Source organism: Bengtsoniella intestinalis (assembly GCF_039719005.1).
Taxonomy (GTDB): Bacteria; Bacillota; Clostridia; order Oscillospirales; family Oscillospiraceae; genus Oscillibacter; species Oscillibacter intestinalis.
Map to the genome: position 1 here is coordinate 3333317 of NZ_CP133584.1, position 23291 is coordinate 3356607.

Below are 23291 nucleotides of genomic sequence, written 5' to 3' on the forward strand. Positions count from 1 at the left end.
TTGTCTAACTTTTTGGGGCTAGTTCATTGACCGTTCCCTACATTTATTTTATGCGTGTATCAATCAATCAAACCATTTTCACGGAGGAAATCGTTTGCTACGGTGGCGATGTCGATGCCATCGTCGGTGACACGGGCGTTGAGCATTTGCATATTTTCGTCGGTGATGTAAGGCAAGAGCATATTGATCACAGGCTCAATTTCAGGGTATTGGAGCAAGGTTTCCTCTTGCACCAGCATGAAAATATTGTACGGTGGGAAGAAGTTCAGGTCATCTTCCAGCACCACTAGATTATATTTGTTGATGAGGCTGTCGGTGGCAAAGGCCACAGTCACATCCACATCTCCAGACATCAAGGCGGTGTAGCGCAGAGTCCCAGTGAGGTTTTTCACCTCTTTAAAAGAGGCGTCATAGGCGTCCATCAAGCCGGGTAGCCCATCGAGACGGTCGTTGAATTCGTTGGTGCCGCCGATGATAAAGTTGCTAGAGACCTTAGCCAAATCAGAAATGGTGGTCAGGTTATAGCGGGCGGCTGTCTCTTGGGTCACCGCCAAGGCATAGGTGTTGTTGACAGGGTAGGGGCTGAGAGCCACCAGATTTTCTTCTTCATAGATTTTGGTTTTGATATCGTCGTATACTTGCTCTGGGGAGGTACCAGCCACAAAGGTGTCCCCCAGCACGGTGGCCATCAAGGTGCCCGTGTATTCAGGATACATATCAATTTCCCCACTGGTGAGGGCGCCATAGGCAATTAATGTGCCGCCCAAGCCGATTTTACGCTCGATTTTCAAATCGGTATGTTCATCTAACAAATCAGCCACCATGTTCCCCAGCAAGGGGGTTTCGGTTTGGTCTTTCGACCCCACCACGATGTCGGGGGCGGTGTCAAACAGGGGCGCAATTAACAGCACAGCAATCAAAGCCAATGCGGCGCCAGCAGTACCCAGTGTAAAGCGACGGGTGGCTTTGAGCCGTGTCACTGCTTCGGGGGTGAGTTTGGAAGCGGATAGTTGCAAGCTGATGGGGGTGACGGCTTTTTCGATTTTCCCCACCACAAAGTCCATCAGCAAGGCCAATAGGCACGCAGGGATGGCACCAGCAAAAATCATATAGCTATTATCGGTTTGGATGCCCGTGATGACCAAAGACCCCAAAACATCAGCCCCAATGTAGGCGGCGATGGTCATCAAGCCAACAGAGGTGACAGCGGAGACACGGATGCCAGCCATAATCACAGGCAAGGCTAGGGGCAATTGCACCTTCAGCAGCACTTGTCGCCGTGTCATGCCGATGCCTTTGGCGGCTTCAATCATGTCAGGGTTAATATTGGCCAAGCCAGTGTAGGTGTTTTTCAAAATAGGCAACAGGGAGTACAAAACCACCATGGAGATCGCGGTAGAGGCGCCAATGCCCAAATAGGGGACGAAAAAGCCCAGCAAGGCCAAAGAGGGGATGGCTTGCACCAAATTGGCAATGCTCATCACAGGTTTTCTGGCTGTGACAGAGTTGAAGATGATGATCCCAAGGGGTACACCGATTAGGATTGCGGCAAAAACTGCAATGGCAGAGTATTGGATGTGATTTACAAGCAGACGTAAAATGGTGTCCCATTGGCTCAACAAATAGTTTGCAAAATTAGTCATGGTTTGCCACCTCCTCAAAGTCAATGAACTGTTGGCTCAAGGTGGTGACCAAGGCGCTGGTGGTGACCAAACCAAGCAAGGTGTTGTCGTCGCCCACCACAGGGATGTTGTGGATATCGTGGGTTTTCACTGCGGTGAGCAAATCCACAATGGAGTCGTAAGGGGTGGCCAGTACCTTGGGGGTGTACATCACGGCGCTGACAGGGTCGGATTTTGGCTCGTGGTGATTGAGCAGACGGGCAGGTGCCACGCCGATGAGTTTGTTTTTCTCATCCACCACCAACAGCTTATCCACACGGCGCAAACGCATATTTTCGATGGCTTTGATAATCGATACCTCTTGATAAGCAGTGACAGGATTGGGGTTCATAATGTCTTGGGCACGGATGAAGGCAGGGTTGCTCCAAATGCGGTTTTTGCCCACGAAGGTGGACACAAAGTCGTTGATGGGGTTTTTCAAAATGTTTTCAGGGGTGTCGTATTGGACGATGTCCCCGTCTTTCATGATGCAGATGCGGTCGGCGATTTTCACCGCTTCACTCATGTCATGGGTGACGAAGACGATGGTCTTTTTCAGTTTGGCTTGCAGGTTGACCAGTTCGTCTTGCAATTGTTGACGGGTGATGGGGTCAACGGCGGAGAAGGGTTCGTCCATGAGAATAATCTCAGGATTGGTGGCAAAGGCTCGCGCCACGCCGACCCGTTGGTTTTGGCCGCCAGAGAGTTGGGTGGGGTAGCGATCCATATACACGCTGGGGTCAAGCCCTACCATGTCTAAAAGAGCTTTGGTTTTCTTGTCCCGTTCTTCTGGTGCAACACCTTCTAATTTTAAAATAATGTCAATGTTTTCCCGTATGGTCATGTGAGGGAACAGCCCTGTTTGTTGGATGACATAGCCGATGTTGCGCCGCAAGGCAATGGTTTCTTCTTGGGCAATGTCTTTGTCATCAATGTAGATTTTGCCACCAGAGGGCTTGATGAGCTTGTTAATCATTTTTAGTGTGGTGGTTTTGCCACAGCCAGAAGGGCCAATGAGAACAACAATCTCGCCTTTGTGAATTTCAAAGCTAATATCGTTGATAACATTGGCAGTTTTATATGCCTTGGAAATGTGCTCGAATCGAATCATAGACGGCCTCCTTTTTTCTAGTGTTGGTGTCATATTAAATATGTATAGTTTTCCTGAGTATATCATAAATTTTAACTATTTACAAGGGGTAATCTTGTGTAAAAATATCGTAAAATTTAATATATAACACAAGTTGCCATTAAATTCACGCTAAAAGTCACAAAATAAGTATATTTTGACAAAATGCTATCATCTTCTGCAAAGGAAGCGGAGCTTGAAATATATAAATCAGTCACTTTGTACACTTACACAGTAAAGAAATGAAGAAATTCGTTTAAAATGATGAAGTATCATTGCATAAATGCAAGATTAGAAATAGTGTGTTGCAAAAAATGAAAGTAATTTTTACAAATTAAAAAAATAACACTTGAAAATGCAATTCAAACGTGATAGTATTGCAAATATAAAGAGAGCCATTTTGGCAGAAGGAGCGATGTATGCCTTGGAAAGTAGTCACTGAGAATGCTTATTGTGAGATTACACCCGCCATTCGTGGGTTAAAGCAACAGTGGGAAAAGAATAACTATATCAACCCTCAGTTATATCGTGATTATGATGTAAAGCGTGGTTTGCGTAATGAAGATGGGCGCGGTGTATTGACGGGTCTGACCCGTGTGGCTGAAATTGAGGCCTATAAAGTCAGTGGCAATGAATCTGTTTCCCCTGCTGATGGTATTTTGTATTACCGCGGCATCGACTGTCGCACCTTGGTCACTGGCTCAGAGCAGCGAGGGCGATTTGCCTTTGAAGAGGCGGCTTATTTGCTGCTGTTTGGGTCGCTGCCCACCCGGCAAGGGTTGAATGATTTTTGCGTGCAATTGGCGGCCTATCGCACGCTGCCTAAAAATTTTTTCAAAGATGTGATTATGAAAGCACCACCTCGGGATTTGATGAACACCATGCAACGGGGAATCTTGACCCTGTTTTGCTATGACGATGATCCCAATAATATTTCCTTGGAAAATGTGTTGCGCCAAAGCTTGCAACTGATATCGAATATGCCTGTGCTGGCCATGTATGCGTATCAAGCACGGCGTTATAGCCTTGGGGAGAGTTTGTTTATCCATGCGCCGCAGCCTGAGCTATCCACGGCTGAAAACTTTTTGTATATGCTCCGTGAAGACTGTAAATTTACAGATTTAGAAGCCCGTGCGCTGGATGTGGCACTGGTGCTCCATGCCGATAACGGCGGTGGTAACAACTCCACTTTTACCAACCACGTGGTTACTTCCTCTGGCACAGATACCTATTCTGCCATTGCGGCGGCTATGTCGTCTCTCAAAGGGCCGCGTCATGGCGGTGCCAACAGTAAGGTGATGCAGATGATGGAAGACATCAAAGTCCATGTAAAGGACTGGAATGACCCTGACCAAGTGGCTATCTATTTGGACAAAATGCTAGATAAGCAAGCGTTTGACAACTCTGGCTTGATTTATGGCTTAGGCCATGCGGTCTATACCCGTAGTGACCCACGGTGCGAAGTGTTCCGCGAGTATGTGGTTGAATTGGCAGAGGAAAAAGGACGTGGCGCAGAGCTTGCTTTGTATCAAAATGTGGAAGCCGAAGGTAAACGGCTGTTGATGGCGCGGCGACATAAAGATGCCCTGTCCACCAATATCGACTTTTACAGTGGCTTTGTGTATGAAATGCTAGGGTTGCCTCAAGAATTGTACACACCGCTTTTTGCTGTGGCGCGTATCTCTGGCTGGAGTGCCCACCGCATGGAAGAATTGAGCGAAGGGGGCAAATTAATCCGCCCTCGCTACGAATGCGTGGAAGCGCACAGAGAGTACGTGCCTATGGAACAGCGGTAAAAAACTAAAAGCGAAAGACTAACAGTGAAAAACTATCGCCTGCGGGCGGGATTTGATTGCCCCATGGACGAATAAAATTGGGTAGGGCGGGGGCTTGCCCCGCCGCTATCTTGGTCACAACGTGCCAATATTTTCCATTGAAAAAATAAATCGAAAAAGATGTGAAATTTCTGTTGACAAATGGTCGTATTCTCGCTATAATAGTCAAGCAGTCTTTTGTTAGATGCAAGATTTGCGGCTGTGCTGGAACTGGTAGACTGGCAAGCTTGAGGTGCTTGTGCTCGTAAGGGCGTATGGGTTCGAGTCCCATTAGCCGCACCAAGCATTTTAAAAGATGCGAAAAGAAAATGGTCATAATATGCACGAGTGGTGGAATTGGTAGACTCGCTGGCTTCAGGTGCCAGTGCTCGCAAGGGCGTGTGGGTTCGAGTCCCACCTCGTGCACCATTTTTTCTTTGATACAATCTTGGTTATCCTATACATAAAACTGCATACTATGCACGAGTGGTGGAATTGGTAGACTCGCTGGCTTCAGGTGCCAGTGCTCGCAAGGGCGTGTGGGTTCGAGTCCCACCTCGTGCACCACCCATACAGTCTGTTTGCGACAAATGTTGCGAACAGACTGTATGTTTTTATTTAGACTGGGTTTTCCCCGTCACTAGCTCCCTCCACTGGACTTCAATGTGTCCGTCTGGGAAATAGAATACCTTTTCAATCCATTCCTCTACGAGTGCTCGTGTGAGGGATTTTTCTTTTAGAGTGTAGCATTCCCCTTGGGAGCTATGCTCTTTCTTTTTGCTGTGGGGCTTGTCGGTAAGTGCTTTCAGAGATTGGTAGGTCTGGGCATCTATTTGACCGCTCACAAATGCCTCGTAGAGCGATTGAGCTTTATCTGGGGTCTGCATCACCTTCACCGGCTGTGCCGTGGATGCGTGGGAGTTGATATGACGAACTAGCTCCTCATATACCACTTTTTCTAGGGCGGCGGTGATTGCTTTGAGCTTGTGACAAGGGCTGTCTGGAATGTGTGCCGTGAATTTGCAACCGAAATAACTCGTTTTGCCGTTGTATTCTCGGAGTTTATGCCCGCAGTGTCCGCAATAGACTTTACCACTCAGATGGGACGAGGGTTTAGTAGCTGAGTGAGCGGATGTGCCTCTGGGCTTGCGAGACTGTTTCCAGATGGCTTGTACCATATCAAATTGGGATTGAGTGATAATCGCTGGGTGATGGTCAGGAATTTTGATCCATTCACTCTCTGGGGTTGGTACTCGACGTTTGGAGCCGAAACCCTCAACCTTGGTTGTGCCAGAGACGTAGGTGCCCGTGTACTGTTCGTTTCGTAGGATTGCCCCAATGACGGAGGCATTCCAGATATAAGCGGTATCGTCAACAGGCCGCTCCCCTCGGTAGACCGTAGGAATAAAGTGCTGTTCACGGTAGAGGGTTTGCACAATACTTCTGGTGGATTCACCTTGCTGTGCAAGCTGAAAGATACGTTGCACTGTGGGTGCAGTGGCCTCATCGGGCACCAGATTGTTGCCCTCTTTGCGATAGCCAAAAGCACATCGTTTAGAAATACGCTCCCCTCGCTTCATCCGTTCACGAGCGGCAGAGGTGATTTTTTGGGACAGGTCTTTGCTATAATACTCAGCCATAAGGAACTTGAAGGAGACCAGCAGACCGCCTGTATCCTCACCATAGTCCTGTGAGTCGTAGCCGTCCGCTAAGGAGAGGAAACGCACCCCATAGAGGGGAAAGATACGCTCCAGATAATAGCCCATCTCCAGAGCGTTACGCCCAAAGCGGCTAAAGTCTTTCACGAGGATACAGTCGATTTTTCGCTCTTGCACCAAGGACAGTAGGGACTGAATAGCTGGGCGGTTGAAGTTGGTGCCCGAATAGCCGTTGTCCACAAACTCTAAAATCTCTGTATTGCCCACGTCCGTAGATTGGAGATAGGTGTCTAGGAGAAGTCGTTGGTTTTCAATGCTCTGGCTGTCGCTTTTGCTGTCCTCTAGGGAGAGTCGAATATATTTTGCGATGGTCATATCAGCCCACCTCCTTGAGTTGCTGACGGTAACGAAGCTGAATGGTTGCCGTCTTGTCACGGTGTACCTCAATGCGGTCTACAAGGTGCTCCACCAATAGGGCGGTGAGCTTGCGGTCTGCAAGGGTTTTGGTGACGGCATCCGTAAGGGTCTGGTAATGCTCCACGGTCTGTCTCCGCTGTTGATTGGCCTCTTGGATGTTGCCAGCCTGTTCTGTGAGCTGAGATAGCTTCTCGGTATAATCGGCCTTCATTTGGCTATATTCCTCTGGGGTGATGATGTCACTGACGAGGTTTTCATACAGACTTTGAATGATGTGCTTCGTCTGGACAATATCTTTACGAGTGGCGACCAGAGCCGTGTCCTCGCTGATGGTATCGTGCTGATGAAGAAGGGATTGATAGTGCCCTGTCATCAGCTTGTTTTGCTGGTGGAGCATCACCATCAGCACATTGAGAATGTCTTGTTCACGGATGGAGACTACCTCGCAAGCTCCATTACCATATTTTTGCTGAGATTCACACCGAAACCAATAGGTGCCATCTTTATTTTGCCGTTTACGGTGCATGGCGGCTCCACAATGTACACATACGATTTTACCTCGAAAAAAATTCTCGGTATAAGGGGTTTGTTTTTTTGCCTTATTTTTGTAAATTTCACTGCGCTGTTCTCGTTTCAACTGGATGTTGTCATATACATCCCGTGAAACTAGAGGCTCATGCGTATTACGAACAATAATCCATTGATCCGAAGGAACGCTAGTGCGACGGCCTCCAATAACCACCGTCTTACCTTGAATCATATCTCCCAGATAAACGGGGTCGGCTAGTAAATCCACAAGTGATCGCCGTGTCCAGTGCCCATTTCCTATATCAGCTGGGGCATTCACAAGCCCTTTGCTTTGATTGTAGTGGCTGGGTGTGAGCGTATTTTGCCGATTTAGTTGTCGAGCAACTTCATCATACGTCATCCCCCCATCTATCCATGAGAAAATTTGCTGGACAACAGGAGCTGTATCTGGATTAGGGATAAGATGATGACAATCTTCTGGACACTTTTGGTATCCATAGGGAGCATAGTTACCCAAGAATTTTCCATCCAACATTTTTTGATGCTGGACTGCCTTGCATTTGCGACCAATGTCCAAGGCATAGCTTTCAGCCAGAATATTTTTAATGGGGAGCATGATACCCCCGTCACTGGTGAGACTATCGTGACTGTCGTTGACGGCAATAAATCGTACACCCTTGGCAGGAAGATAACGCTCTAAATAATAGCCTGCATCAATGGCATTACGTCCGAAGCGAGAGAGGTCTTTGACGATGATGCAGTTGATTTTCCCTGCCTCAATGTCAGCCATCATCTGCTGAAAAGCTGGACGGTTGAAGTTGGTGCCTGTCTTGTCGTTGTCAGTATAACACTCCACCAGTTGAAGGTCTGGGCTGGCGGCTATGTAACGCTCAATGATATTACGCTGGGTCTCCAAGGAATCCCCCTGCTTTCGTCTATCATCCGATGAGAGACGGAGGTAGGCAGCAGTGCGGTACAGACCAGTTTCTACTGGTGTGGAGACCACGGTCTCTGTCACAGGTTGTTTTCTACTCTTACGGGCCATTATGCCACCTCCTCTTTCCATATTGTTGTTGCTTGCAGTACCGCCAGAAGTTGCTCATACTCCTCACGGAAATGATAATTGATTTGAAGCTCTGTTTTCCCCAGCACCTTAATGCTCTGGATGAAACGGAGCACCGTGGGACGGTCAAGTGTCGTCAGCTCTTGATAGTTGCGGAATTGCTCCATGAATTGTAGACGGTCACTCTTGCCCAGAAGGACGGTGCCCAGTTCTTGCTCCAGTTGCTCAATGGCACGGAGGGTGGCATCCTCACTGGCGGTGTAATTTACCTTAAAGGTTTTGTACTCCTCTTTGGAGAGGTGTCCAGCCACCAGATTTTCATAGAGGGAGGCTTTGAAGCCTCGTATCTTAATGAGCTTGCTCTGGTTGTCGGCAATCTGGGTACGGGTCTTGTTGGCGAGGCCATCTAGTATTTGCTGTCGCTGGCTCCCAGCGAGGAGTTTTTCTACCGAGACCATGTGGGAAATCTGGGTGCGGAGGGTCTCACGGATGCACTCCACCAAGGTCTCCTCTTTCAGTGTGACCGAGTGACCACAGCCACCTTTTTTCGTGGTGCGACAATAATAGTAGTGATAGGACTTGCCCTTCACGGTGTTGGTCTTACGGGTCATGGTGGCTCCACAGCACCCACAAATGAGTAGCCCAGAGAACAGATGCACCTTATCCTGTTTGGGGGATGTGCGAGTATCTAGCCGCATAGAACGCTGTACTACGTCAAAATCTTGTTTAGAGATAATGACATCGTGAGCATTTTCCGTGCGGTGCCACTGGCTCTCCTCACGCTGGATGAGGTCTTTCACCTTGTAGTTAAGGGTGCCCTCTTTCCCTTGGATAAGGACACCTGTGTAGGTCTCGTCGTTGAGAATGCGGAGGATGGTGGATTGACACCATTGGGCTTCTTTGCTGTCCCCAAATCCGCCCTTGGGAGTGGGCAAGCCTCTGTCCTTCTTGTAGGCCAGAGGGGAAAGGATGCCCAGCTCATTGAGGGACTGTGCGATTTTCGATGCACTCATACCCTGTAACTTTTGGCGGAAAATATCTTGGACAACGCTGGCGGGATAGGGGTCAACCACAAGCTGGTTACGGTTTTCTGGGTTGCGAGTATATCCGTAGACAGGACAAGCACCTACATAGGCGCCGCTGTCACGCTTGGCATTGAGGGCACTGCGAGTTTTCACAGAGATGTCACGGCAATAGGCATCGTTGAGAACGGACTTCACTGAGACCACCAGATCGTCACCACTATCTTGCAGGGTGTCGATGTGGTCATTGATGGCAATAAATCGCACCCCGTAGGCAGGGAAAATACGGCGGAGATAGCGGCCTGTTTCGATGTACTCACGTCCCAGTCGAGACAGGTCTTTCACGATGACACAGTTAATCGTGCCAGCTTCGATGTCAGCCATCATTTCCTTAAAGGCGGGGCGGTCAAAGATGATACCAGAGTAGCCGTCATCTACCTTTTCGCTGACCACCTGTATATCGGGGTTTTGCTCTGCGAAGGATTGGAGGATGCGACGTTGGTTTTGTACGCTGTCACTCTCGTTGGATTTGTCGTCCGTGTAGGACAGTCGTATGTAGAGGGATGCTCGGAATTGTTGCATAGAAAATGCACTCCTTTCTTGCCAGTCAGTTTAGAGGGATTGGTCTAACTGCTGGCAGTATAACAGGGATTTGAAAATAAGGCGAGGATGTCGATTGGCTCATTTAGCCCATCATCGCCTGTAAACATTCTTCCAGTGTGGGGCCATCGTTTGTGTAGTTGGCACGGATGGTAAACTGCCCACAGCGGAAATGGTTTGGATTTTTGATTTGCCGTACAAAGTCCAGCCTACGCTCCTCTGGGGACAGGTCTTGGTCGATGGAGAGCGTGGTGATGTCCACAAGCTCCTCGGTGGGGGTGAGACGTGTATCCATGGTGGCCTCCTTTAAGGTGCTTCTACTTCGTAGGGAATGGTCAGCCCCAAGCTGACATAGATGGCTTCTTCCACATTCCGCATATCCTCTGGGGAAATCTCTCCAATATAGCGAGAGACACGATGCTTATCAATGGTAGCAATCTGCTCTAGCATGACCGTAGACCGCTCTGAGAGGCCGCTGACGTGGTGCAACTCACAGTGGGTAGGCTGGTTACGCTTCTTGTTATATTTACTGGTGAGAGGGGCTACGATGAGTGTGGGGCAATAGATGTTGCCGATGTTATTTTGGAGCACCAGCACAGGACGGACACCGCTCTGCTCTGATCCACGGAAGTGGCCTAAGTCGGCATAGTACAGTTCGCCACGGCGGTAGCTCTGATCGTTTTGATTCATAAAGAAATCTCCTATCTTATGTTGTATGTAAAGTCGCCAACCCATCCCCAAAAGGATAGACTGACGACTGTTGTTTTATCAATTCATTTCAAATAGCACATTTGCCCTCTCGCACCCCTGCTATATCGGGAATTTCATAGACTGCCGTTGGTTTTGGCATCACAGGTTATTTCACCTCTCCGTGGGTCTCACCGAGCTGCCCCCATTGCTTGTATCTGTGGCTAGGCAGGAGTATCATTGTCCCATCTCAGTATCGTGGCAAGTAGGTCGCACCATGCGACCTATTGTAGTCCAAACCTTATCGCTCACCCCTCGTCGGCTATCACCTCGTCCGAGAGGGTCATGGCGGTTTGACTGTGTTGCTCCACTTTGATGGAAGGTATCTATGAAATTGACTATGTAGTTTTTAAGGTACAATGAGAATAGGGAAAAATCCCTTTCACCTTCCTACTTACAAAACATGGTCAAAAGTTAACCATGTTTGAAAAATTTTTTTGCACGGTCTCGGATCTCCGCAATGTACTTGCTGACAAAGGCCTTCGATACCCCACGAACACGGGCATATTCTGTGGCAGAAATACCACCCAACATACAAGTCTGATAGATGTCCAACTGCTTGGGTGTCAGCATTGTACGAAAGGCCTGCTCCATTTGTGCAGTTACATACTCATCCTCAGTCTGGGTAGGCTCTACTGCCCACACCTCGTCTACATCGTCCCCATCGGTGTCGTAACCCAAATGCAAAAGGGGCACACGGCCAGCCAGAACGCTCTTGCCGTCACGCACCGTGTAGACAGGAATCCCTTGCTGGTCACGGTACAGGGTCATAGCTTCGTTATGTAGGGTGCGGAAGGTCTCTGCATCCACTTCGCAAACATCGCCTGTACGCTTGATACGGGCATAGAATTTTCCATCTTTGGTTTTCCAAAGGTCATAATCAAAATCTTTTGGTGTAGTCATTTTTGTAATCTCCTAATAATTTGTTTTTTGATTTGAGATCAAAAAACGGAGATTACGGATACTTAGAAATGGCACATTGCCAACGGTCTAAACGCATAAAAAATCCCTTTCCTGCTGTCTATCGCAGAAAAGGGTGTAAAAAAAGAGCCACAGTAACCGAGTCAAAACACCGCTAAACAGACCCCTCAAAAGGATATAAATATCCCTTGGGGTGATCTGCTTGCTCCGGTGCCAAGATGACTACACAGGTTACTGTGGCTCTAGCTAACTCATACTGCAAGCTGCAATACGATTGCTATTTAATTGTCGTTAGGTTGTTAGAATGAATGTCGTCTGATTCTTCGCATACTCACAAGGTCAATGAGAATGGCTCTTTTGCATTTGCCACACTTGGTCTCGACGTAACCTGTAGCATTGGCATAGACCACCATAGCGATGTGGTCACAGTGAGGGCAACGGATACGTCTTTGTGACTTAGTGCGGATGTTGTCTCTCGCCTGCTGTATCTTCCGTTGCAGTTCGCTGGCTGGCTCTTTGGTGCGAATATTACTCATCGGGGAACACCTCCAGAGGGTCATAAAACTCACGGTAGGGTCGGTCAATTAGATAGCCCAGCTCTTTGAGACGAATACAGGCGGCGCTTTTAGATACTGTAAATTGAAAGCAAAACGCATCTAAAATATGACGGTCAATCGTATTGAAAAATCCACCGTAGCAAACCATCACAGATGTTTTATGCCGTTGTGCCATAAATTGTGCAACCGCCATTCGAGGCATGAGCAGGGCAGCTCCCAGTACGTTGGCCTGCCACTCGTTCCAATCCTCCTCCGTTTTCAGTTCTCTGGGTCTAGGTGCTATGTGTGCTGAATAGGCTTTGCGAAAATTGGCTTTAACATGGGCTGGCTCCATGCCATATAAAATCTGGTGAGCTACTTCGTGAGCCAATGTGAATTGCCGTTTGCCATAGCCCTCGGAGTAAATGCGTTTCCCTCTAAATTGGCTATCTAAAACGATTTGATTTCGCTTGATGGGATAAATGGCTGTCCTCCCACCCACCGAGAGTACCAGTTGTGTGTCCTCGTAGGCCGTGAGGCCGTAAAAGAAACCGTCATCTGATAGCTTGAAGTAGACAATATCCAATCCAAGGTACTGCTTTGCCAGCGGCTCAATGAACGGCACTGGAATTTCAGCTCCAACCTCTCGTTGATAGTCCTCCCAGATGCCTGTGGCTATATCATCTAGCTCTTTTTTCGATAAAATCATTCAAATCCCTCCATTTCATGCAGAAGTATACTTGACAACGTTTGTTGTTTGGTATACACTGTATGTAGTTCAACATCATAGCTATAATATACACACTCAAAATACATTTGTCAAGCACTATTTTTAGTTCAACTACATTTATGGAGGAAGAAATATGACATTCGGTGATAAAGTCAGAGATAAGCGCCACGAGATGGGCTTAAAACAAGAAGAATTGGCAAAAAAAATGGGGGTTAACACCCGCATGATTTCAACCTATGAGACGAATAAGTCCAGACCCAGAGGGCTTGCTGGCTATCAACGACTGGCAGATGCCTTAGAAGTCAATGTCAACTATCTGCTAACGGAGCACGATTTATTTGTTGCCAAGGCAGAGGAAGATTACGGCTATCGAGGCAAAAAAGGAGCTGAAAAACTGGTCAACGAATTGACGGGCTTGTTTGCTGGCGGCGAAATGGAGGAGGAGGATATGGATGCCCTCATGTTCGCCATCCAAGAGGCATATGTGATTGCCAAGCAGAATAACAAAAAATACACTCCGAAGAAATACCTTCCTCGGAGTGAAATGTAACATAGCCCAAGCAACCGCAAAGAGGTGATACAATGCTGATTCACGCAGAGACCGCCATCAAAAAGGCCACCCGCCTCGTTCATCATTGTGGGACACGAGACCCATACAGGATTGCTGATGACTTGGGTATCATCATTCGAGAGCATCCCTTTTCCAAGCAAAAAGGTGTCTACAAAGTGATAGAGAAAAACCGTTTTATTTTCATCAAAGAGGATTTAGACCCCGTGATGAAATCCATTGTCTTACTCCACGAGATAGGCCATGACCAACTCCACCGCAAAGAGGCTGTGGCTGTTGGGGGCTTTCAAGAGTTTAATCTTTTTGACATGGCGAATGTACGCATGGAATACGAGGCCAATATCTTCGCCAGTACAATTTCTCTCCCAGACGATGAGATTCTGGAGTATATCTACCAAGGGTTTGATACTGGACAAATTGCCAGTGCCATGAACTCAGACATCAATCTGGTGGCGTTGAAGATTGCGGACTTGCGTTCACAGGGACATGATTTATGTAGGCAGGAAGTTGATGGGCGGTTTTTGAGGTAGTATAGTCCTACAAAATCCAACAGTATATATATCAATATCGTCAGTGGAAAGTACGACATCTTCGCCATCAATGAGGTGCACTTTCAGTACGATTTGCCGCTACTTGGTATCTAAATTCATTGTCGCTTTCAAAGCAACCTAATCACGAACCTCCCGCAACAACTTGTCAAGGACTTATTTATCATTTTTCAAAATTTCCTCCACTTCTCGCATCATGAACCGTTCAATCTTGTCCTCTAGGGTCTCGGTGCTGGTCTGACTGAAGTGAAGATTAACGTGATAAGTGGTGTTCCCCACCTTTTTGATAAAGTGGGGTTGATGAGGGACTGGGGCAGACTCTCTTTCGTTGAGTGTCACCTCCTTTAGATGGACGCAAAAAGCCCCTGTTGACTTGGTGCGGTCAACAGGGGCTTTGGTGGATGGTATTCAGTTTTTCTAGTCATTCTCGCTTCGCTAAGATTTCTTTAATTGCATCAATTAAGCCATAATACAGAAAATAATGCTTCACTCTTGTTTGTGGGTGAAAATAGTCGACCAAGATAGTTTCGCTGTCATCAAGATACCATATGCCTCTATCCGTCATTTTCCAATCCGCTTCTTTCAGTAAAGCAACGAATAAATCGGATCCAATTCCACAGCAAATAATAATTCGAGGTTTGTATATCTCCATTTGGCGGTGCAATAAGTCTTTATTTTCATGTGCAAACGTGTTCACTTCCTCACTATTTGCCACTGCCTTTCCCGAAACTTTTTTTACATTCATAGCACAAATTTTTTTGAGTAATTGCTTTCTTTTATCCAAATCCACACTTGCAAGTTCGGGCCAAGGAATTTCTTTGTCGATGTTTAGTATCCCATATGTCCATCGTGCAATATTATTCCAAGTTGCTGGTCGCCCTCCACGAGAAAGAAAGTCGCACAAATCCCAATCTTCTCCACCGTTCACTTCTTTTAAGACAAACACAATATTTTCATATTCAGCTTCATTTACAACCCCATCAGTTACAATAGCTGGATACCGTTTTCTCCATATGTCAAAAATATTACTTTCAGCATCTTTTATCTTGCCCATAGTTCGTAACTCCTCATACGCTAAAGATTTCTGATTTGCTACTTGTCAATTTCCCTAGTATATCCTTTCGCTCATTAGGTCTCACAACAAAGTAATATCTTCTATGTTTGTCATTCACTTTCAGTCGTATGCCCGTCGGTATAAAAAAGAAATAATTTTTCTTTTTTATACGGTTAATTGTAAAATCAAATTGAACACATAAAAAGTCCACAGCGATTGGACTTTCTGTTAGAATAAAGTTACCACACAACACTCTGACAGAAGGAGCCAATCACTATGGACAAGACCTATTCTATCACAATTTCGGCAGAACGCAAGAGGGGACAGCATTTGGATGCGGAGGCTCGTGGTGCCCTGCAACAGCTTCACAAGCTGGGCTACAGCAACCGAGCCATCGCTCGTGAACTAAACTGCAGCCCTTCTACGGTGGGCTACGAGCTCCGTCGTGGCACGCCGGAGTACTCTGGTCGAGGGCGTAAGCCCAGCTACTCCGCCAAGCGTGGTGGAGCGGTCTACAAGGCCAATCGCCTGCGTTGTCGCCGCCCTAAAACAGTGTCCAGAAGCTCAACTTTCATCGACTGGACAGCAGAGCAAATCCGCAATCACAAATGGTCATTCGACACCTGTGTCGGTCGTGCCAAACTGCTCAAAGTGTTCCAAAACCAACCTATTCCATGTGCAAAAACCCTCTACAATTTGTTGTGGAAGGGGGAATTGCCGTTGACATTATTCGAACTTCCAGAGGTGCTTAGTCGCCGTCAGCACGGAAAACCTCGTATTTCCAAACGTTCTTACGGGAAAAACATTGAGCAACGTCCATCTGAAGTAGCAGAGCGAAACACCTTTGGACATTGGGAGTCAGACACGGTGATTGGACGAAAAACCAAGGGCGAAAAAGCTGCATTTACCATTGTCGAACGGCTGACGGGGTGCTATCTCTCGATTTTAATTGACGAAAAAAGCACAAGTGGTGTGGCCGTTGCCATGGCTCAGCTCAAAGCGCTGTACGGTGATAAATTTGGCGAAGTGTTTAAGACAATCACCACAGATAATGGCAGTGAATTTGCTGATTTCGCTGAATTCGAAGCCCTTGGAACTAAGATTTACTTCGCCCACCCCTATTCCTCTTGGGAGCGTCCTGTCAACGAGCGAACCAACCGTGTGCTTCGTAAATTCATGCCCAAAGGCAAGTCGATGAATGGCTTCACACCCGACCAAGTCCTTATGTTTGCCGATGAAATCAACGCCACACCAACCAAACGACTGGGCTACCGCACCCCGGAGGAACTATTCGAAGCGGAACTAGATCGGATTTATGCGGCAGCATAAAAAACGCTTTATTTGCAGAAAGTGTTCAATTTGTTATTGCAATTTTCGTTCTTTTTTATACTCAATACATCTTCTCTTTTTATATAGATTGTAAATTTTTCGTTGAAAATAATATATGACTTATCAGTAATCTTCAATCTGCAGTTAATAGTTCTAAAGGCGTTTTTGTGGAAACCAAAAAATCCGACTTCTCCTAACAATCTTTCGTCATTCGGGACAGCTCCATTTCTTGCAAGAATTTCTGCTTTTCTTCTTTGAATAAATAGCTGTTTTTCTGCGTTGGATTCCTGCTTTTTTTGTTGCTTGTCCCTTTTCTGTTTCACAACATGTGCTTTGTCTGGATTGACAATATAATATTCTGTTTTACATCGTTGGCACTTCATTAGCCAGTGGTTCCGATGTATGATTTTACGGATTATATTGACAATTACACCTAGAATAATAACCACAACAGAAATCAGTACCAGCATTGGATAAACCGCAATACCTAGCACTGATATTACAAGAAGAATATAAAAAGTAGATTTTATTCCTGACAACAACTCAATGGGGGTTCTTACAGTTTGCTCGCTTCCACACTTTGGACAATTAAAATCATTCCACATACTACACCTCGTCAAACAAAAATCTTGAAACACTAAAATTCCAAAACAGTAGGAATCTTCCTATCTTACATCAAAAGTATACCACAGCATAACCCTAACTACAATCCCCACTTTATCGCTCTGGCCTCCGCTCTTTTTCTACCTCTGGCGAAGGAGAGGATGCCAGCTCCTCCAGTGCCTTTTTCACTCGCTCAGCCCTCCCCAATTCGTACTTAAAGGCAGTCGATTTCCACTAGCACAGGGCGACTCATCCCTCGACCTAAAGGCTGTCCCCCTCACCAGCGAAGATTACACAGTTCGAGGCTCCACTGCTCTGCTGGATGCCATTCGAAAGGACATGAAAAAGCGAGGAAAGCAGAGCTAATTGCTTTCCTCGGTAGGGATATGCAGATAAGGGATTTGCCTAATATTGTCTGCTGATACATGGACATTTCGCTTTTTTTGTGGTATAATGTCAACAAAAATCATGACGGAGGCCGTTTATATGTCAAGTACAGCACAGAGAGCAGAATTACAGGGTCAAATTTGGAAAATCGCCAATGATGTCCGTGGTTCGGTGGATGGATGGGACTTTAAGCAGTATGTGCTGGGCACTCTGTTTTATCGCTTCATCAGCGAAAACTTCGCCAACTATATTGAGGGTGGCGATCCCGATGTGAACTATGCTGGTCTGGATGATTCTATCATCACCGACGACATCAGAGAAGATGCCATCAAGAGCAAGGGCTATTTCATCTATCCCAGCCAACTCTTTTGCAACATCGCCATGAATGCCAACAGCAACGACAGTCTGAACACCGACTTGAAAGCCATTTTCGATGCCATTGAGAGTTCTGCCAACGGTTTCCCCTCCGAGCAGGACATCAAGGGCTTGTTCGCTGATTTCGACACCACCAGCAACCGTCTGGGCAATACGGTGAAGGAAAAGAACACCTGTCTGGCCGCTGTCATCCGTGGCGTGGCTGGGCTGGACTTTGGCGATTTTGAAGACAGCCACATTGACCTTTTTGGCGATGCCTATGAGTTCCTTATCTCCAACTATGCCGCCAATGCTGGTAAATCTGGTGGCGAGTTTTTCACGCCCCAGAGCGTGTCCAAACTGATTGCAAAATTGGCCATTCACGGGCAAACGACCATCAACAAAATTTATGACCCTGCTTGTGGGTCTGGCTCTTTGCTGTTGCAGGCCAAGAAGCAATTTGATGCCCACATCATCGAAGATGGTTTCTTTGGGCAGGAGATTAACCACACTACTTATAACCTCGCTCGCATGAATATGTTCCTCCACAATGTGAACTACGATAAGTTCGACATTGCACTGGGGAACACCTTGCTTGACCCCCAGTATGGGGATGATAAGCCCTTTGATGCCATCGTGTCCAACCCTCCATATTCCATCAACTGGATTGGGAGCGATGACCCCACCCTCATCAACGACGAGCGTTTCGCTCCTGCTGGTGTGCTGGCACCAAAATCTAAGGCGGACTTCGCCTTTGTGCTCCATGCTCTCAGTTATCTTTCTAGCAAGGGTCGTGCCGCCATTGTCTGCTTCCCTGGCATCTTTTATCGTGGCGGTGCGGAGCAGAAAATCCGTAAATATCTCATTGATAACAACTATGTGGAGACCGTTATCTCCCTTGCACCCAACCTGTTCTACGGCACCACCATCGCCGTGAATATTTTGGTGCTGTCCAAGCACAAAAGCGATACAAAGATTCAGTTCATTGATGCCAGCGGAGAGGATTTCTTCAAGAAGGAAACCAACAACAACGTGCTCACCGAGGAGCACATTGAGCAGATTTTGCAGATTTTCGCAGACAAGCCGGAGATTCCTCACGTCTCCGCACTGACCGAGATGGAACAGGTGGCTGGGGAGAACTATAACCTCTCCGTCTCCAGCTATGTGGAGGCCAAGGACACCAGAGAAGTCATCGACATTACCAAGCTGAATGAGGACATTGTGGGCTATGTGGCGAACATTGACCGTCTGCGCCAAGAAATTGATGCTATCGTAGCAGAGATTGAGGGGGCTTGAGGATGAGCAAATTAGAAGCATTAATTGAGGAGCTTTGCCCCGATGGGGTGGAGTATAAGACTTTGGGAGAGGTTGCAAAATATTCAAAAAAAAGAATTAACGCCACTGAGCTAGATGAAAATAATTATATAGGTGTAGATAATATGCTACAAAATAAACAAGGGAAAACAATATCTAGCCATGTACCAACAGAGGGACGACTAACAAAGTATGATATAGATAACATCTTGATAGGAAATATTAGACCTTACTTAAAAAAGATTTGGTTTTCTGATAATACAGGTGGTACGAATGGCGATGTGTTAGTAATTCAATCTACATCACAAGCAATATTGCCAAAATATCTATATACTATTTTATGTGGCGATAGATTCTTTGACTATAATTTGCAAAATGCAAAAGGTGCGAAAATGCCACGAGGTAACAAAGAAAGTATTTTAAGGTATCAAATCCCCCTCCCACCGTTACCAGTCCAAGAAGAAATTGTTCGGATACTGGACACGTTCACGGAGCTGACGGCGGAGCTGACGGCGGAGCTGACGACGGAGCTGACGGCGAGGAAGAAGCAGTATGAGTATTATCAAAATCAACTATTTGATTTCGATAAATTGAGAATTGAAAATGGAGAATGGAGAACGCTTGGGGAAGTTGGTACATTTACACGTGGTGGTGGATTGCAAAAAAAAGACTTTACCGAAACAGGTGTCGGGTGTATTCATTACGGACAAATCTACACTTATTACGGAACTTACTCCGATAAAACCAAAACCTTTGTTTCGGCTGAATTTGCGAAAAAAGCTCGTAAAGCTAAATACGGTGATTTAGTAATAGCAACAACAAGCGAAAACGATGAAGATGTGTGTAAAGCGGTAGCATGGCTAGGAAGCGAAGAAATAGCCATTAGTGGAGATGCTTGCTTCTATACGCACAATCTAAATCCTAAATACGTTGCATATTTCTTTCAAACGGAACAATTCCAAAAGCAAAAAAGGCCATTTATTACTGGGGCTAAAGTTAGACGTGTAAATGCTGATAACCTGGCTAAAATTTTAATTCCTATCCCATCTTTAGAAGAACAACAACGCATCGTTGACGTCCTAGACCGCTTCGACACCCTTTGCAATGACATTTCCAGCGGTTTGCCTGCTGAAATCAAGGCCAGACAGCAACAGTATGAGTATTACAGAGACAAGCTACTCACCTTCAAGCCAAAGGAGGGATAACCCATGGATGAATTCAAACCAATTGCCGAAACCCCTAGCTATATCGTCTTAGACAAGTACACCAAAATCGAACAGCAAGGGGCTGGCTATCAGACGGAAGCCGCTTTGGAGAAAGAGCTAATTGCCGACCTGGTGAATCAAGGTTATGAATATTGCAAGGAGTTGACCTCCCCAACCCAGATGCTGGCTAATGTGCGTATTCAGCTCCAAACGCTGAACAATATGACCTTCACCGATGGCGAATGGACTCGCTTTTGCAAGGAATATCTGGACAAGCCTGCCGATTCCCATGTGGATAAGATGGATAAGATACATAACAACTACATCCATGACTTTGTCTTTGACGATGGGCACATCCAAAACATCTACTTACTGGATAAGAAGAATATTCTGCGGAACAAGTTGCAGGTCATCTCTCAGTTTGAGCAGAAGGGTACCCAAGCCAATCGCTATGATGTGACCATTTTGGTGAACGGTCTGCCACTGGTGCAAGTGGAGCTGAAAAAGCGTGGTGTTGCCATCCGTGAGGCCTTCAACCAAGTCCACCGATATAGTAAAGAGAGCTTCAATTCGGAAAACTCCCTCTACAAATATCTGCAACTGTTTGTCATTTCCAATGGCACCGACACCCGCTATTTCGCCAACACCACCAAACGTGATAAGAACAGCTTTGACTTCACCATGAACTGGGCGAAGTCCAACAACGACCTCATCCGTGATTTGAAGGATTTTACCGCTACCTTCTTCCAGAAGAACACCCTGCTGAGCATCCTCATCCAATACTGTGTCTTTGATGTGAGCAACACCCTCTTGGTGATGCGCCCCTATCAGATTGCCGCAACGGAACGTATTTTGTGGAAGATACGAGGAGCATATCAGACGAAAAAGTGGAGCACCACCCAAGGTGGCGGTTACATCTGGCACACCACTGGGTCGGGCAAAACCCTCACCAGCTTCAAGGCCGCACGGCTTGCCACCGAGATGGATTTCATCGACAAAGTATTTTTCGTGGTGGATCGTAAGGATTTGGACTACCAGACCATGAAGGAGTATCAGCGATTTTCACCCGACAGTGTCAACGGCTCTGAAAATACCGTTGGACTGAAACGGAACATCGAAAAGGACGATAATAAAATCATCGTCACCACCATTCAGAAACTGAATAACTTGATGAAGGGTGAAGGCGACTTGCCCATCTTTCACAAGCAAGTGGTGTTCATCTTCGATGAAGCCCACCGCTCTCAGTTTGGTGAGGCACAGAAGAACATCCATAAGAAGTTCAAGCAGTATTATCAGTTTGGCTTTACGGGCACCCCCATCTTCCCAGAAAATGCCTTGGGCGCTGAGACCACCGCCTCTGTCTTTGGTAGCGAGCTTCACTCCTATGTGATTACCGATGCCATCCGTGACGAGAAGGTGCTGAAATTCAAGGTGGACTATAACGATGTCCGCCCCTTGTTTAAGGCCATCGAAGGAGAGCAGGACGAGAAGAAACTTTCTGCCGCTGAAACCAAAGAGGCCTTGCTCCACCCAGAGCGTATCAAAGAGATTTCTCAATACATCCTCAACAATTTCAGAGCCAAAACCCACCGCACCCATGTAGGTGCCAAGGGCTTTAATGCCATGTTTGCCGTCAGCTCTGTGGATGCCGCCAAGTGCTACTACGAAACCCTTAACGAGCTTCAAAAGGGCGCAGAGAAGCCCCTACGCATTGCTACAATCTTCTCCTTTGCCGCCAATGAGGAACAAAGTGCAGTGGGCGATATTGTGGACGAGACCTTTGAGCCTACGGCAATGGACAGCAGTGCCAAGGAATTTTTAACTCATGCCATCGGGGACTATAATGCCATCTTCAAAACCAACTTTGGTGTGGATAGCAAAGAGTTCCAGAACTACTATCGTGATTTGGCCAACCGTGTGAAGAAGCAGGAGATTGACCTCCTTATTGTGGTGGGTATGTTCCTCACTGGCTTTGATGCACCAAGCCTCAACACCCTATTTGTGGATAAGAATTTGCGGTATCATGGGTTGATACAGGCCTATTCCAGAACCAACCGCATCTATGATAGCACTAAGACCTTTGGCAATATCGTGACCTTCCGAGACTTGGAGCAGTCCACCATTGATGCCATCACGCTGTTTGGCGACCAAAACACCAAGAATGTCGTCCTAGAGCGAAGCTACAAAGAGTATATGGAAGGCTTTGCAGACATCGCCACTGGTGAGGCTCGTCGAGGCTATATCGAGGTTGTTGGGGAGTTGAAAGAGCGGTTTGCCCACATTGATGACATTGTGACCGAAAAAGACAAAAAGGACTTTGCCAAGTTGTTTGGCGAATATCTCCGTATTGAAAACGTGCTGCAAAACTACGATGAGTTTTCTGGTCTCACCGCCCTCAAAGACTTGGATATGGAGGATGAGACAGCCGTTGAAGTTTTTAAAGCGACTTACAATGTCAGCGACGAAGCCATAGCAACCATGCAGACAGTAGACACATTGGGTGAACGTGTCCTCCAAGACTATCGCTCCACCTATAACGACATCCGTGACTGGCTGAGAGCTGAAAACTCTGGCAAAGAGAAGGAAAAGTCGGATGTGGATTGGACTGATGTTGTCTTTGAAGTGGATTTGTTAAAGTCGCAGGAAATTAACCTCGATTACATTCTTGAGCTGATTTTTGAGAAGAACAAGAAATCCCCAGATAAAACAACACTGGTGGAAGATGTGCGCCGTCTCATCCGTTCCAGTGTGGGTAACAGAGCCAAGGAAAGTCTGGTGGTGGACTTTATCCATCGCACTGATTTGGACAAAATCAACGATAAGGCCAGTATCATAGATGCCTTCTTTGTCTTTGCACAAGAGGAGCAAAAGCGTGAAGCCGATCAGCTCATTGAGTCCGAGGGCCTAAATCCCGAAGCTGCTAAGCGATATATGCTCAGCTCTCTGAAAAAAGAGTATGCCAGTGACAACGGGACGGAGCTGAACGAAATTCTACCTAAAATGAGCCCATTAAATCCCAAGTATCTTACAAAGAAGCAAACGGTATTTCAAAAAATTGCTTCCTTCGTTGAAAAATTCAAAGGTGTGGGTGGGGCATTCTAAG

Annotated in this window: 20 protein-coding genes and 3 tRNA genes; 10 read left to right on the forward strand and 13 right to left on the reverse strand. The window is 46.6% G+C overall.

Annotated elements, in window-relative coordinates:
• Window positions 1-59: 59 nt before the first annotated feature.
• Together RFF05_RS15905 and RFF05_RS15910 are read right to left on the reverse strand one after the other, a co-directional pair.
• Entirely contained in the window at window positions 60-1643 is a 1584-nt protein-coding gene (locus tag RFF05_RS15905) for an ABC transporter permease/substrate-binding protein (protein WP_409968003.1), read from the reverse strand.
• Window positions 1636-2772, reverse strand: a complete 1137-nt coding sequence (locus RFF05_RS15910; RefSeq protein WP_409968004.1) for a betaine/proline/choline family ABC transporter ATP-binding protein — start codon at window positions 2770-2772, stop codon at window positions 1636-1638. The genes RFF05_RS15905 and RFF05_RS15910 overlap by 8 nt, the downstream gene beginning before the upstream one ends.
• Window positions 2773-3209: 437 nt before the next feature.
• On the opposite strand from RFF05_RS15910, the gene RFF05_RS15915 reads away from it, so the two are divergent.
• From RFF05_RS15915 to RFF05_RS15930, 4 genes are all read left to right on the forward strand, one after another.
• Complete coding sequence (locus RFF05_RS15915) at window positions 3210-4586, forward strand: citrate/2-methylcitrate synthase (RefSeq protein ID WP_409968005.1); 1377 nt, start codon at window positions 3210-3212, stop codon at window positions 4584-4586.
• A gap of 234 nt (window positions 4587-4820) precedes the next feature.
• Window positions 4821-4907, forward strand: a tRNA-Leu gene (locus tag RFF05_RS15920).
• Between the two features lie 39 nt (window positions 4908-4946).
• Window positions 4947-5033, forward strand: a tRNA-Leu gene (locus RFF05_RS15925).
• A gap of 51 nt (window positions 5034-5084) precedes the next feature.
• A tRNA-Leu gene (locus RFF05_RS15930) sits at window positions 5085-5171 on the forward strand.
• Between the two features lie 47 nt (window positions 5172-5218).
• On the opposite strand, the gene RFF05_RS15935 is transcribed toward RFF05_RS15930, so the two are convergent.
• The 8 genes from RFF05_RS15935 to RFF05_RS15970 form a co-directional block, all read right to left on the reverse strand.
• Window positions 5219-6637, reverse strand: a complete 1419-nt coding sequence (locus RFF05_RS15935) for a recombinase family protein (protein ID WP_409968006.1) — start codon at window positions 6635-6637, stop codon at window positions 5219-5221.
• Between the two features lies 1 nt (window position 6638).
• Window positions 6639-8252 carry a recombinase family protein gene (locus RFF05_RS15940; RefSeq protein ID WP_409968007.1) on the reverse strand — a complete coding sequence of 538 codons (1614 nt, stop codon included), beginning with the start codon at window positions 8250-8252 and terminating at the stop codon, window positions 6639-6641.
• Window positions 8252-9874, reverse strand: a complete 1623-nt coding sequence (locus RFF05_RS15945) for a recombinase family protein (RefSeq protein ID WP_409968008.1) — start codon at window positions 9872-9874, stop codon at window positions 8252-8254. The genes RFF05_RS15940 and RFF05_RS15945 overlap by 1 nt, the downstream gene beginning before the upstream one ends.
• 103 nt (window positions 9875-9977) lie before the next feature.
• Window positions 9978-10187 (reverse strand): DUF6870 family protein, encoded by a 210-nt coding sequence (locus tag RFF05_RS15950; protein ID WP_409968009.1) that lies wholly within the window; start codon window positions 10185-10187, stop codon window positions 9978-9980.
• A gap of 11 nt (window positions 10188-10198) precedes the next feature.
• Complete coding sequence (locus tag RFF05_RS15955) at window positions 10199-10582, reverse strand: type II toxin-antitoxin system PemK/MazF family toxin (RefSeq protein ID WP_409968010.1); 384 nt, start codon at window positions 10580-10582, stop codon at window positions 10199-10201.
• 471 nt (window positions 10583-11053) lie between these two features.
• A complete protein-coding gene (locus RFF05_RS15960) occupies window positions 11054-11542 on the reverse strand; it encodes a hypothetical protein (protein ID WP_409968011.1) in 489 nt (162 codons plus the stop codon).
• Window positions 11543-11859: 317 nt separating this feature from the next.
• Window positions 11860-12096 (reverse strand): hypothetical protein, encoded by a 237-nt coding sequence (locus RFF05_RS15965; RefSeq protein WP_409968012.1) that lies wholly within the window; start codon window positions 12094-12096, stop codon window positions 11860-11862.
• Window positions 12089-12805 carry an ImmA/IrrE family metallo-endopeptidase gene (locus RFF05_RS15970; protein WP_409968013.1) on the reverse strand — a complete coding sequence of 239 codons (717 nt, stop codon included), beginning with the start codon at window positions 12803-12805 and terminating at the stop codon, window positions 12089-12091. The genes RFF05_RS15965 and RFF05_RS15970 overlap by 8 nt, the downstream gene beginning before the upstream one ends.
• Window positions 12806-12959: 154 nt before the next feature.
• On the opposite strand from RFF05_RS15970, the gene RFF05_RS15975 reads away from it, so the two are divergent.
• Both RFF05_RS15975 and RFF05_RS15980 read left to right on the forward strand, forming a co-directional pair.
• Window positions 12960-13376 (forward strand): helix-turn-helix domain-containing protein, encoded by a 417-nt coding sequence (locus tag RFF05_RS15975; protein WP_409968014.1) that lies wholly within the window; start codon window positions 12960-12962, stop codon window positions 13374-13376.
• 32 nt (window positions 13377-13408) lie between these two features.
• Window positions 13409-13924, forward strand: coding sequence for an ImmA/IrrE family metallo-endopeptidase (locus tag RFF05_RS15980; RefSeq protein WP_409968015.1), 516 nt, complete (start codon window positions 13409-13411; stop codon window positions 13922-13924).
• Window positions 13925-14098: 174 nt separating this feature from the next.
• Here the strand turns inward: RFF05_RS15980 and RFF05_RS15985 are convergent, their stop codons facing one another.
• Together RFF05_RS15985 and RFF05_RS15990 are read right to left on the reverse strand one after the other, a co-directional pair.
• Window positions 14099-14281 carry a transposon-encoded TnpW family protein gene (locus RFF05_RS15985; protein ID WP_409968016.1) on the reverse strand — a complete coding sequence of 61 codons (183 nt, stop codon included), beginning with the start codon at window positions 14279-14281 and terminating at the stop codon, window positions 14099-14101.
• A gap of 82 nt (window positions 14282-14363) precedes the next feature.
• A complete protein-coding gene (locus tag RFF05_RS15990; protein ID WP_409968017.1) occupies window positions 14364-14996 on the reverse strand; it encodes a hypothetical protein in 633 nt (210 codons plus the stop codon).
• A gap of 276 nt (window positions 14997-15272) precedes the next feature.
• On the opposite strand from RFF05_RS15990, the gene RFF05_RS15995 reads away from it, so the two are divergent.
• Window positions 15273-16325 (forward strand): IS30 family transposase, encoded by a 1053-nt coding sequence (locus tag RFF05_RS15995; protein ID WP_409968018.1) that lies wholly within the window; start codon window positions 15273-15275, stop codon window positions 16323-16325.
• A gap of 8 nt (window positions 16326-16333) precedes the next feature.
• Here RFF05_RS15995 and RFF05_RS16000 read toward each other — a convergent pair whose 3' ends face one another.
• Window positions 16334-16930, reverse strand: coding sequence for a hypothetical protein (locus RFF05_RS16000; RefSeq protein ID WP_409968019.1), 597 nt, complete (start codon window positions 16928-16930; stop codon window positions 16334-16336).
• 484 nt (window positions 16931-17414) lie between these two features.
• Here RFF05_RS16000 and RFF05_RS16005 point away from each other — a divergent pair, with 484 nt between their 5' ends.
• The 3 genes from RFF05_RS16005 to RFF05_RS16015 are packed head-to-tail and all read left to right on the forward strand — an operon-like array spanning window position 17415 to window position 23290.
• A complete protein-coding gene (locus RFF05_RS16005; RefSeq protein WP_409968020.1) occupies window positions 17415-18965 on the forward strand; it encodes a type I restriction-modification system subunit M in 1551 nt (516 codons plus the stop codon).
• A gap of 2 nt (window positions 18966-18967) precedes the next feature.
• Window positions 18968-20188: a restriction endonuclease subunit S gene (locus tag RFF05_RS16010; protein WP_409968021.1), complete on the forward strand. Its 1221-nt coding sequence runs from the start codon at window positions 18968-18970 to the stop codon at window positions 20186-20188.
• 3 nt (window positions 20189-20191) lie between these two features.
• Complete coding sequence (locus RFF05_RS16015; protein ID WP_409968022.1) at window positions 20192-23290, forward strand: type I restriction endonuclease subunit R; 3099 nt, start codon at window positions 20192-20194, stop codon at window positions 23288-23290.
• Window position 23291 lies beyond the last annotated feature (1 nt).